8 protein-coding genes are annotated in these 12,083 nt (G+C 53.6%); 3 read left to right on the forward strand and 5 right to left on the reverse strand.

Features of this window, described 5'->3' with window-relative positions; all coding sequences use genetic code 11:
* Positions 1-10: 10 nt before the first annotated feature.
* A complete protein-coding gene (locus ACO0K9_RS19840; protein ID WP_422987815.1) occupies positions 11-2,032 on the reverse strand; it encodes a site-specific recombinase in 2,022 nt (673 codons plus the stop codon).
* A gap of 201 nt (positions 2,033-2,233) precedes the next feature.
* On the opposite strand from ACO0K9_RS19840, the gene ACO0K9_RS19845 reads away from it, so the two are divergent.
* Together ACO0K9_RS19845 and ACO0K9_RS19850 are read left to right on the forward strand one after the other, a co-directional pair.
* Entirely contained in the window at positions 2,234-3,535 is a 1,302-nt protein-coding gene (locus ACO0K9_RS19845; protein WP_422987816.1) for a hemolysin family protein, read from the forward strand.
* Between the two features lie 209 nt (positions 3,536-3,744).
* Positions 3,745-7,383 (forward strand): bifunctional diguanylate cyclase/phosphodiesterase, encoded by a 3,639-nt coding sequence (locus ACO0K9_RS19850; protein WP_422987817.1) that lies wholly within the window; start codon positions 3,745-3,747, stop codon positions 7,381-7,383.
* A gap of 24 nt (positions 7,384-7,407) precedes the next feature.
* On the opposite strand, the gene ACO0K9_RS19855 is transcribed toward ACO0K9_RS19850, so the two are convergent.
* The 3 genes from ACO0K9_RS19855 to ACO0K9_RS19865 form a co-directional block, all read right to left on the reverse strand.
* Positions 7,408-8,520, reverse strand: a complete 1,113-nt coding sequence (locus ACO0K9_RS19855; RefSeq protein WP_422987818.1) for a 6-phosphofructokinase — start codon at positions 8,518-8,520, stop codon at positions 7,408-7,410.
* Positions 8,521-8,543: 23 nt separating this feature from the next.
* A complete protein-coding gene (locus tag ACO0K9_RS19860) occupies positions 8,544-9,482 on the reverse strand; it encodes a DUF4214 domain-containing protein (RefSeq protein ID WP_422987819.1) in 939 nt (312 codons plus the stop codon).
* Positions 9,483-9,629: 147 nt separating this feature from the next.
* Positions 9,630-10,490 carry an MBL fold metallo-hydrolase gene (locus ACO0K9_RS19865; RefSeq protein ID WP_422987820.1) on the reverse strand — a complete coding sequence of 287 codons (861 nt, stop codon included), beginning with the start codon at positions 10,488-10,490 and terminating at the stop codon, positions 9,630-9,632.
* 143 nt (positions 10,491-10,633) lie between these two features.
* On the opposite strand from ACO0K9_RS19865, the gene ACO0K9_RS19870 reads away from it, so the two are divergent.
* On the forward strand, positions 10,634-11,446 hold the full coding sequence (locus tag ACO0K9_RS19870; protein ID WP_422987821.1) for a sulfite exporter TauE/SafE family protein: 813 nt from the start codon (positions 10,634-10,636) through the stop codon (positions 11,444-11,446).
* A gap of 163 nt (positions 11,447-11,609) precedes the next feature.
* Here ACO0K9_RS19870 and ACO0K9_RS19875 read toward each other — a convergent pair whose 3' ends face one another.
* Positions 11,610-11,951: an ArsR/SmtB family transcription factor gene (locus tag ACO0K9_RS19875; protein WP_422987822.1), complete on the reverse strand. Its 342-nt coding sequence runs from the start codon at positions 11,949-11,951 to the stop codon at positions 11,610-11,612.
* Positions 11,952-12,083: the final 132 nt, after the last annotated feature.

A 12,083-nucleotide genomic window follows, 5' to 3' on the forward strand; every position in this document is an offset into this window, starting at 1 on the left:
CGGCCGTGGTCTACTTACCTGGCGCATCCTGTTCGGCAACGGGTTCTTCCTGAACTGCCGGTGGCAGGAAAAAGTCACGCGGGCCTTGCCAGAAGCGGGTCCACAGCAAGACCGTCAGCAAGCCACCCTGACCAAAACTGACACGTCGTGAACGCAGGGCAACCAGCATCGCCAAGCTGAAGCTGACGCCCAGGTTCACCATGCCTATCGTCATGATGCCAAACAGCGAATAGGCGGCCACCTGCCAGCTCATATGGTTGTCCAGTCCCACCAGGGCAAAGGCAAAATTGGCACTGGCAAAGGTGATATGACGGATGTCAATTGGCAAGCCAAAGAAGCTGCCGAGCTGGCCGATGGTACCCAGCATGACCCCAAAGAAAAAATTCCCGGCCAGCGCCCCCAGGTTATTGCCGATATAGGTCGTCACCCGCAGCAATTTTGCCTCACCCAGGATTTTCTTCAGCCAGCCCAGTTGTCGCAAGCGATCCGGGATATAGGCATAGCTGGCCTTGTTATCGTAATAGCCGGAAATCAAGCCCGACAAAAACAGGCAAACACCGGCAATCGCCGCATGCGGCAGGGCCAAGCTGGTGAAGGGGTCTATGTCGTGCAGCAAGTGTCCGGCTTTTTCTGGTGACACCAGGTGCTTGCCTGTGATCATGACCCAAGCCCAGGCGATGGCATAGGCGGTGGGCATGGCCAGGCCTACATTGCCGATAATGGCAATGAACTGGGAGCGCAATACGCGCACGATCAACTCTACCAGTTCATCCAGTTTTTGCTTGCCTTCGTCTATCGCACGCGCAATCAGCGCGGCCGTCATGGCTGGCTGTTTGGTGGCGATGGTGAAATGCAGCACATGCACTAATATGAAGCCGGAAGAATAATTCAGGCTGTACAACAGGGCATAACCAAACGGTGCCATGGCCATATAGCCAAACAGGATCTTGATCAGTGCCATGAAACCGACAATAAAACCTGCCCCCAGGGCCGAGCGCAGCATGCTCATCCATTCGGCGCGATTGTTGGTGACATAATGTTCGCCGCTGCGACCTGCTCTTTCGGTGACTTGCAGTGACAGCAGCTCGGTACTGGTCTGTATCAAATTGCGCAAGCTGTGGCGCTCGTTGTCTGCCTTGACCAGTTCTTTCAGCAGTTGCACACCCAGTTGACTGGTGGTGGTGCCGGTGCGGCTATCCAGCACGTCCAGCAACTGTCGCAGGCGGGCAATGCTTTGCGTCAGTTGCAGCAGCAAACGGGTCAGGCTGACTGAGACACCCTGGAAAGAAGCAGTGCGGCGTATGCGGTTGCTGATGTCTTCGCACTGTGTCAGCAAGACTTCGATGTGCTTGCTGTCTTCACGCAACTGGCTTTTATCGATCAGCCACTGGCTGTAAATCAGCACATAGTCATTGATGGCATCGTTCTGTCGCAGGAAAGGGGATTCAAACTTTTCTATATCCGGGTGATTGCGTACCAGTTCTGCTTCCAGCCCAATATTCGTGATGCGATATGACAGCACCTGTACCGCACTCAGGATTTCACTGGTCAGCGCGGCATGTGTCAGACGCGCTGTGCGCGAGCGAAAACCGATAGCGCTGATCAAATCCACCCAGGCCTGGTCTTCGATGGCATTCACCCAGATATGATCTGTCTCTTCGTGAAATAATTGCCCAAACACATCCTTGATATAGTCGTCATTGACCAGTGGCGGCAAGATCTTGTTGAGCAGGCGTTGCCGGGCCGCTGTCCAGAACCCGACGTTCTGGGTAATGCCGGTATCGGTAAACAAATGCACCAGCTTGCGTGTGGTTAAGACCTGCAACAGGTAGTGGCGCAACGCGCTACGCCATGCAGGGCGTTGCCGCAGGACAAAGCAAAGGGCTCGCAGGTTGTCGGTGGCACGGTCGATATCATGGGGGCGCGGCGGTCTTATTTCTGCGACCAGATTGCGCAGGTGCTGGATATCGTTCAGCGCTGGGCGTTCGGTCAGGCGGAGTTGAATCTCGGCTAAAACGTTGTCTATGCTCAAACGTTTCTCCTTAAAATGCTATAGAGCGTAAGTTGTAACGCACTTTGCTTCATTTGTCATGTGAACAAGTCATACTGTTTGTAATTAAATGTCCTTGCTCCTTATAAAAGGGGGATTTGTAAGGCTTATTCCAGACCATTTGCATGCAAGTAAAGGCAATTTAGTCTAAAGTGTCGGCTTGTACATAACAAAGGTTAGACGTTGGAAAATTTATTGCTGGTGCTTGCTGCCCTGTTACTGGTCTTGTTAAACGGCTTTTTCGTCGCAGCGGAGTTTGGTCTGGTGAAGTTGCGTCAGACCAGGGTACGCAGTATTGCGAAGACGTCGGGTTTGCGGGGTCGTTTGTTATTCACGGTCCATCAGCATCTGGATACCTATCTGTCTGCCTGCCAGCTGGGCATTACGCTGGCTTCACTGGGTCTGGGCTGGATAGGTGAACCGGCCTTTGCCAGTTTGTTGCACCCCCTGTTTATCCTCGTTGGTGTCCATTCAGAAGAATTGATACACGGCATTTCTTTCTTCTTCGCCTTCTTTGTCATTTCTTTCCTGCACATCGTGGTGGGTGAACTGGCACCCAAATCCATGGCCATCCGCATGCCTGAGCGTGTATCCCTGTGGACTGCACCGGCCTTGTATGCGTTTTACTGGGCCATGTACCCTGCCATCTGGACCCTGAACTGGAGTTCCAACAAGGTCTTGAAATGGATAGGCCTGAGCGCCGAACACGGCGGTGATACCCATTATTCGCCGGAAGAACTGAAACTGATCCTGCGCGGCAGCCATGGCGGCAAGAAAGAAACCCGCGATGAGTGGAGCATCATGGCCCAGGTGCTGGATTTTGGTGGCCTGGAAATTTCCGACCTGATGCGCCCCATCAATGAAGTGGTGGCCATGTACAAAAGTGTTTCGCTGGAAGAAAACATGGAAACCGCTGCCCGTAACCGTTTCAGCCGGTATCCCTATTTTGATGACGATGATGAAACCGTACTCGGCATGCTGCATCTGAAAGACCTGTTCCTGGCGCAGCAGGCCGGTAAGCCGCTGGATGACCTGAGCAAGCATGTGCGCCAGGTTGAATTTGTGCCGCCTACCATGCCAGCGCTGGAATTATTTCGCCGTTTCCGCAAGGGGGCACCGCATTTTGCCATCGTCGGTACCCGTGGCAGCAAGCCGGTCGGCTTCCTGACGCTGGACAACCTGCTCAGCGCCCTGGTCGGCCAGATACGCGATGAATTCCGTCAAAATGAAAATGACTGGACCCTGCTGGACGACGGCACCCTGATAGGCAAGGGCAGCCTGCCCCTGTTTACCCTGGGCAGTGCGCTGGGTTTTGATGTCGACAGTGACGAAGTCGAATCGATAGGCGGCCTGATCATGCATAAGCTGGGTGATTTACCGGTGGAAGGCCAAAAAGTCGAATTCGAACGCTTTGATGCCGTAGTCAAGAAAATGAATGGCCCGCGTATCATACTGGTTCGCATACATCCCAAATCTGATACCTGAATGATACCTGCACGTCATTGTGGACCAGACAAAAACTGCCTTGCGTTGTGTGGCGCAAGCAAGGTTCAAATAAGCATTTGAGGTCCTGCCTGAGTCCGTTACACTATAGCCAAGTGCAAGATTGCATCAGGAGAAACATGCCAAGGAACAAGAATCCTTTCTTGTTCTGAGGCAGTTTTTGTTGCCCGAGTCTGGAAAGCCTTTTTTCGATGACTTCTCACAACAGTTTATCCAGTTATTCCCGCAGCTTTTGGCTGACTTTGGCTGTGTTCGCCCTTTTTACGCTGGTTTTTGTCTGGTATGTGCATTCAGAAAAATCCATAGACCGGGTGAATGACCTCCGCTTTGAATCCCATGTTCTGTCGACGGAATTACAACAAACCTCGGAAGACCTGACCCGCATGGTGCGCAGCTATGTCGCCACCGGCAATCCCGACTATAAACGTTACTACCAGCACATTCTCGATGTGCGCAATGGCAAGGCCGCACGTCCTGCTCTGGGGAAAAACCTGTTCTGGGATCTGGTCCCTGCCGTTAATAACCAGCGCAGCAATGAAGATGTCAGCGTAGCAGGACCAGGGCCAGGACGTGGCGTCCCCTTGCTGGACTTGCTGGGTAACGCGGGCCTCAGTAAAGAAGAGTTTGCCAGACTGGAGCTGGCCAAAGCCAATTCTGATGCCCTGACCAAGATAGAGTGGGCTGCCATGCATCTGATAGAAGACCCGGCAGCAGACCCTGCGCTGGCCAGACAGCGGGCGATGGGCATGTTGTATGACGACCAGTACCGGCAAGCCAAACTGGCTATCTTGCGTCCGATAACAGAAGCCCACGAAATGATAGAAAGGCGCAATCTGGCGCTGCTACTGGGGGCCGAACAATTTGCCTTGCGTCTGCGTTTGCTGTTCATTGTGGTGGGGGTGTTGCTGGTTGGTTTGCTGTGGCATTCTTACCGCGCACTGAACCTGACACTGGGCGGTTCGATTACCGAGGTGTATGCCGGTCTGGTAAACCTGGGTAAAGGAAATTTTACTGACCCTGTCAGCGCCAGGCCAGGTGCGGAAGAAAGCATCATGGGCTGGCTTGCCATTGCCCGCCAAAGGCTGGCGGCAATTGAAGAAGAAAGACAATTGGCAAACCAGAAAAGTGCACGTTTAAGCCAGCTCTATGGCGCGCTGGCACAGTGCAATCAATCCATTTTGCGTATCGATAATAAAGCCGAATTGATGCCACGCATCTGCGAAGACGCGGTCAGTATAGGTGGTCTTAAAATGGCCTGGATAGGTTTGGTCAATGAGGATGAACAGGTACTGAAACCGATGGCCTGGTTTGGTAGTGGCGTTGCGTGTCTGCGTGATTTGTCTATTTCGCTGAAGGCTGATGAGCCGACTGCCCAGGGCCCCAGTGTTCACGCATATCTGCAAAAACAGCCTTACTGGTGCCAACATTTTTTGCGTGATCCCGTTACCGCGCCCTGGCATGCACGTGCTGCAGAATACGGCTGGCAGGCGTCAGTGGCGCTGCCTTTGTTCAACAATGGCAAGGTGGTGGGTACCTTCAACCTGTATTCCGATCAGGAAAATGCTTTTGATGAGGCGGTGCAGGAATTGTTGATCGAATTTGCCGTCGATGTCAGTCACGCACTGAACCGCTTTGAACTGGAAGCCGAACGCCGGCATGCCTTGCAGATGGAAGAATTGCGCAGCTTCATGCTGGAGCGAATTACTGGCACCTTGACGCAGAAAGAATTGTTTCATGAAGTCGTTCTGAAGGTGGAATCGCTGCTGCCGGATTGTCTGTGTTCCATCATGTTGCTGGATAAAGATGGCCAGCGTTTGCGTACCGGGGCAGCACCCAGCTTGCCCGACTTTTATGTTCAAGCCATAGAAGGTGTGGTGATAGGCCCTGGGGTAGGCTCATGCGGGAATGCCATGTTTACCGGTGAGCGAACCATTGCCCACGATTTGTCTACGCATCCTTACTGGATAGATTATTGGGCGGTGGCAGAACAGGCGAATCTGCTTTCTTGCTGGTCGGAGCCGATTTTTTCGGCTGAACGCAAGATCATTGGTGCCTTTGCGATTTATCACCACCAGCCATTAAGCCCGGATATATTTTCCCTGCAGATGCTGGAAATGGCCGCCAACCTGATCGCCATCGGCATAGAGCGTAAACAGACAGAAGAAACCTTGCGCAAGCTGTCGCAGGCGCTGGAACAAAGCTCGAATGCCATCGTGATTACCGACACGCTGGTGAATATCGAATATGCAAATGATGCCTACCTGAAGAATGCCGGCAAGCGCCTGGATGAAGTGGTGGGACGCCAACCCAGCATCATGCGTTCTGGCCGCACCGCCCCGGAGGTGTATGCCGATATGTGGCAGCAGCTTGAACGCGGCGAAAGCTGGAAAGGCGAGCTCATCAACCGCTATGCCGATGGTCTGGATCATACCGATCTGGCGCATATTTCACCGATACGCAACAGCGAAGGGGTAGTGACGCATTTCCTGTCGATACAGGAAGACATCACCGACAAGAAACGCACGGAAGAACGCATCAAATACCTTGCTCACTACGATGCATTGACCGGTTTGCCCAACCGTACCCTGCTGGATGAACTGGCGCGTTATGCGATCAGCCTGGCAGAAAGAAATAGCGATGCACTGGCAGTGATCTTCTTTGATCTTGATCACTTCAAGGATATCAACGATACCCTGGGCCATAGCCTGGGCGATGTCATGCTGGTGGAACTGGCCAAGCGCATGGTGGCCTCCATGCGTGAAAACGATACGATATCGCGGCTGGGCGGTGACGAATTTATTTTATTATTGACTGGTGTGGATGAGCACAAGGCAGAACAGGTCGTGCAAAAACTCATGCAGGTTGTGAATGCGCCATTCCGTATCGGTGACTATGACCTGAACGTCACCGCATCCATGGGCATTGCCATTTACCCCAATGATGGCAAAGACCTGGAGACCCTGTCGCGCAATGCCGATGCCGCCATGTACCGGGCCAAGCGTGAAGGGCGCAATGCCTTCCGTTTCTTTACCCAGGAAATGCAGGAACGTTCAACCCGCCACCTGGAACTGGTGAATGCCTTGCGTCAGGCAGTGGAAAAGCAACAGTTTCAATTGCATTATCAACCGCAAATTGCCATGCATAGCGGCGCCGTGCTGGGGGCAGAAGCCTTGCTGCGCTGGCAGCACCCGGTGCTGGGTGCCGTGTCGCCGGTAGAGTTTATCCCGGTGGTAGAAGAAAGCGGCCTGATTTTATCCATCGGTGAATGGGTATTGCGCACGGCAGTGCAGCAATGGAAACAGTGGCAGACAAATGGTCTGCCGGATTTGCTGATTGCCGTCAATCTGTCGGCGGTGCAGTTCCGCCATCATGATTTACCTGCACTGGTGACGCGCATATTGCGCGAAGCCGATATGCCGCCAGAATGCCTGGAACTGGAACTGACCGAAGGCGTGGCCATGCATGATCCACAGGGTGCTATTGCGGTCATGAATAACCTGCATGAGCGTGGCATACGCATGTCCATCGATGATTTTGGTACCGGCTATTCTTCGCTCAGTTATCTGAAACAGTTCAAGGTATACAAACTGAAGATAGACCGGAGTTTTGTGCGCGATATTACCAGTGACCCAGAGGACCGGGCCATCGTCAGTGCGGTCATCAGCATGGCCAGAAGCATGGGCCTGATGACTATTGCCGAAGGGGTGGAAACGGCCGAGCAACTGGAATTTTTGCGTCAGCAAGCCTGTGACGAAGTGCAGGGTTATCTGTATTCAAAACCTTTGCCGGCCGACCAGTTTGAGGCGTACGTCAGAAACAGTTTGGGGTAAGCCAGTCAGTACGCCCTGGAAAATTCAATGATCACCAAGACAGATGCCGATGTCACGGGCGGTTTGCAGGGTGTCACTGTCCATGGGTACGGCCTTCATGCGTCCTGCCACTTCTTCCAGCGCGACATAATTCACATTCGGAAAAGCCAGCGCCACCATGATGCCGGAATGGCCTTCATCCAGGGCGCGCACGGCTGCTGCACCAAAGCGCATGGCTGACAGACGGTCAAATGCCGTCGGGCTGCCACCGCGCAGCAGATGACCCAGTACGACGGTGCGGGCTTCCTTGCCGGTCAGTCGCTGCAAGTCTTGCGCCAGCTTTTCGCCTATGCCGCCCAGCCTTTCAAGGTGGCCACTACCTGCGCTTTCCTGCACCGCATGCTGGCCACCGACTGGGGTAGCGCCTTCTGCTGCCAGCACGATGGAATAATGACGGCCATTGGTATCGCGGTTACGTATCATGGTGGCGATTTTTTCTGCATCGTAGGGAATTTCCGGTATGACGATGGCATGGGCATTGGCCGCAATGCCGGAATGCAAGGCAATCCAGCCGGCATAGCGTCCCATTACTTCCACCACCATGATGCGCTGATGGCTTTCTGCCGTGCTGTGCAGCCTGTCCACACATTCGGTGGCAAATGACACTGCCGTGTCAAAACCAAACGTGGTAAAGGTCTTGTCCAGGTCATTGTCTATGGTCTTGGGCACACCCACCACACGCAAGCCCTGCAGATGCAGGGCATTGGCGATGGTCAGGGTGCCATCACCGCCTATGCAGACGAGGGCGTCGACATCCATCTGTTTCAGGTAACGGTGGATGTCGGCACTGCGGTCAATTTCCTGCACGCTGCCGTCCGGCATGCTGGTGGCAAACTTTAAAGGGTTACCGTGATTGGTGGTGCCCAGTATCGTGCCGCCCAGATGACCGATGCCACGCACCTGATCCACCGTCAGACGTAGCACACCATTGTGTGGATAACGCTCTGGCAGCAGGATGCCATTGAAGCCTTCGCGTATGCCAAAACATTCCCAGCCGCGTTGTTCCGCTGCCAGCACCACCGAACGTATGACGGCATTCAGGCCGGGAGCATCACCACCGCCGGTGCTGATGGCGATACGTTTGATCGGTGTGGACATGGCAGCCCTGACAAAATGAGGATTTAACCGAAGGGAATATATTCTATACCGTGGGAAATCTGCCCTATGACCTGGGCGATGTTTTCCGTGCTTTCGCTAAAGCTGGCCAAAATATCCGAACGTGTCATGCCGGCTGCAACACGGCCATTCCAGTAATCGAAACCTGCCTGGTCGGGATTGCGATGCAAGACATTGTTGTATAGCGCCGTCAGAAACGTGTTGTCTGAAATATTCGAGCCATACATTTGTTTGAATTCGGCAGAATTCACAAAACCGGCTGCGACATGGTTCAGGTTTTCTGCCCCCTTGTCCAGTTGGCCTATCCAGTATCCCAGCCCTGCTTTATCAGGTGTGCGATTGAAGGCCGCCTGATACAAACGATAGGCCTGACCGGCATTTCCATCCAGGTCCAGTGCCACTATCTTGTCATTAAATTGCAGCCTTTCGACATTGGTAAAAGAATCCACCTGACCATTCAGCCGATTTCCCGGGACATTAAAAGTGGTAGTGAAGCCATTCTTTACCTGGTTAATAGAGAAATAGCTCGACAAATTCTGTATCTGAACCGTGTCCAGGCCGGCGCCACCATCAAATGTGTCGTTGCCTTCGCCCATGACGAACAATTCATTTCCTGCCGTGCCAGTCCAGTTATCACTCCCGGCTACCATCTTGACGAAAATATCTGTCAGTTGACTAAAGTTATCGTTGGCTTGAATTTGATACGAGACCCCACTGATGCTGAACTGCTCGACACCCAGTCCATCTTTTACAGTAAAGGAAGTAACGGTGCCGCCAGTTGGCGTATAAATGCCACTGGTGTAGCTCAGGTTAGAGCCGGTCCATTCGTATTGCAGGGCGCCGCTGACGTAGGTGCCCGATGCCGATTTTTGCGAATAGCTGATAGTGGTAGCCGCGGGAGCGCTGAAAAACAAACCCTGACCATTGACACGTATTGTTGCCATTATTTTCCTTCAAGTTGTAATTATTAAAGCTACTGTACAGATTTTGTGCAAAAATTAATTGTGCAAAATAATAACATTTTGTAACTTTGCATGCAGGCGTTCCACGCGCTTTGAAGCGCCTTGTGTCAGAGAGTTGACTGGCTTTTTTCAAAGGCTGTTCAGGGGGATTTTCAGATAGCTGATGCCATTGTCTTCAGGTGCAGGAAAAACGCCGGCGCGAATATTTACCTGTATCGCCGGCAGCAAGAGGTAGGGCATTTCCAGGCCGCTGTCCCGCTTGTCGCGTAGGGCGACGAATTCAGCTTCCGTGACACCGTCACGAACATGCACGTTTTCTGCTTTCTGTTGGGCCACGGTAGTCTGGGTGCAGGTACTGCGCCCGGCAGGTGGATAGTCGTGACACAGAAACAGCCGCGTCTCGGGTGCATAGGCCAGCAATTTGCGTATGGAATGGTATAGCTGGGTGGCATCGCCACCGGGGAAATCGCAGCGTGCCGTACCCACGTCCGGCATGAACAGGGTATCGCCGACAAAGATACTGTCCACGATATGGTAAGCCATGTCTGCCGGTGTGTGGCCCGGCACCAGCAATGCACGCGCTGCCAGTTTGCCGATGAAAAATTCTTCATTGTCGACAAACAGGTGATCGAACTGTGAACCGTCGACGGCGAATACCGGGTCCAGATTGAACAGGGATTTGAATACTTGTTGCACCTGGCTGATGTGCTGGCCGATAGCGATCTTGCCGCCAGCTTGTTGCTTGATGTATTGCGCCGCAGACAGGTGGTCGGCATGGGCATGGGTTTCCAGTATCCATTGCAGTTGCAAGCGCTGAGCCTGAAGAAAATCCAGTACCTGATCGGCAGACTGGGTTTTGGTGCGGCCCGATTTGGGCTCGTAATTCAGCACCGGATCAATCACGGCAGCATGGCCGCCGGCTTCGTCAAACACGACATGGGTCGCCGTGCAGGTTTGCGTATCGAAGAAACTTTGTATGTGCGGTTTCATGGCGAGCCCGGTTTTGCGTGATGTTCTGATGATAGCAAAATTGTTGTTGAATTTGATATCGTTTTTGCAGCCATTTCCACAGATGTAGACTCGACGAGCAGGACGGCAAGGACTACACTGGCGTTTTTCCATTGCGAGCTTGTATGCTGCTGACGCTGACTGATTTCATCGTTATCCTGATTGGTGCCGTGGTGGGGCTGATCATGGGTTTGACCGGGGCCGGCGGCGGTATTCTGGCGGTGCCGGCCCTGGTGTATACGCAGGGCTGGAGCATGCAGCAAGCCATGCCGCTTGCCTTGCTGGCAGTCAGCACGGCGGCTGCCATTGGTGCCATCGAGGGCTTGTACCGCAAGCTGGTGCGTTATCGCGCCGCCATCCTGATGGCGGTGGCCGGCAGTCTTCCGACCTTGCTGGGTGTACAGCTTGCGCATAGGCTGTCCCAGCAATGGCTGATGCTGGCCTTTGCCCTGATCCTGTGTGCCGTGGTAGTGCGCCTGGTGGTGCAACTGCGTTCGCCAGACGATGCGGATGGTCCACGTTCTGCCCTGGCGCGTATCAATAGCAGCACCGGGCGCTTTGAATGGTCTTTCAAGACGGGGGCCGTGATCGCCTTGATTGGCGCTGTCTCCGGTTTCATGACTGGTTTGCTCGGCGTCGGTGGCGGTTTCGTCATCGTCCCCATGCTCAGGCATTACACCAATGCCAGCATACATGTGGCGATAGCGACGTCGCTGCTGGTGGTTAGCCTGGTAGGTGGCATGGGCGTGGCTTCTGCCTTGCTGAGCGGGGTCAGCTTACCTTTGGCTTTGTCGGCTTTTTTCGTGATCACCACGGTGGGCGGCATGCTGGCGGCGCGACACATTGCGCTTCGTTTGCCTGCACGTCAGGTACAGCTTATTTTCATCGGCTTGCTGGTTTGTGTGGCAGTCAGCCTGTTTTACCGTGCTTTGAAGTAAGAACCTGTTTACGATCTTAAGCGCGAGCGTGATCGGGGCTCATGCGCTGCTCAAAATGCTCATGTACTTAAGTACATTCCGCTTTTTGCGCTGCGTTTTTGTTACCCTTACCCCGCTGACGCTCGCTCGCTACAGATCGTACACACGTTCTGAGTCGTTCGAATCAGCCGGTGCCAGTGCGGCTGCCATTCAGCAAGGCGGCCTGGGCTTCAAACTGGCGTGCCACGTTGTCACACACCAGGTCGCACAGCGCATAGATGGACTGGTCTGCAATATGGTAATACACCGAAGTGCCACGTCCCTCGCGTGCCACCAGGCCATGCTTGGCCAGTGTAGACAGATGGCGAGACACATTCGCCTGCGAGCAGGCACAACGTTCAGCCAGTTCGCCGACATTGTGTTCTTTCTCGCGCAGGCAATTCAGGATGCGCAAACGGGTCGGTTCAGCCAGGGCTGAAAAATAATGGGCAATCTGTATCAATGCCTGATCCGATAATCCGTCCATATCAATCAATGCAGTAGTGGGAATGTTTCTATCATACCTCGACTAGTCTGGATTGCCCACGCTTAGTTTACTATTTGCGTAATTGCGCAAATAAGAATATTATGTGTTCGTGGCTAAGGCAAAAGCTTCCCG

It is taken from the genome of Undibacterium sp. Ji50W, assembly GCF_049340445.1.
In the GTDB taxonomy this organism is placed as follows: domain Bacteria; phylum Pseudomonadota; class Gammaproteobacteria; order Burkholderiales; family Burkholderiaceae_D; genus Undibacterium.

Excerpts from the sequence above, each read along its gene's own strand:
- ACO0K9_RS19850 (WP_422987817.1), top strand. The coding sequence starts at position 3,745 with ATGACTTCTCACAACAGTTTATCCAGTTATTCCCGCAGCTTTTGGCTG.
- ACO0K9_RS19855 (WP_422987818.1), bottom strand. The coding sequence starts at position 8,520 with ATGTCCACACCGATCAAACGTATCGCCATCAGCACCGGCGGTGGTGAT.
- ACO0K9_RS19860 (WP_422987819.1), bottom strand. The coding sequence starts at position 9,482 with ATGGCAACAATACGTGTCAATGGTCAGGGTTTGTTTTTCAGCGCTCCC.
- ACO0K9_RS19865 (WP_422987820.1), bottom strand. The coding sequence starts at position 10,490 with ATGAAACCGCACATACAAAGTTTCTTCGATACGCAAACCTGCACGGCG.
- ACO0K9_RS19870 (WP_422987821.1), top strand. The coding sequence starts at position 10,634 with ATGCTGCTGACGCTGACTGATTTCATCGTTATCCTGATTGGTGCCGTG.
- ACO0K9_RS19875 (WP_422987822.1), bottom strand. The coding sequence starts at position 11,951 with ATGGACGGATTATCGGATCAGGCATTGATACAGATTGCCCATTATTTT.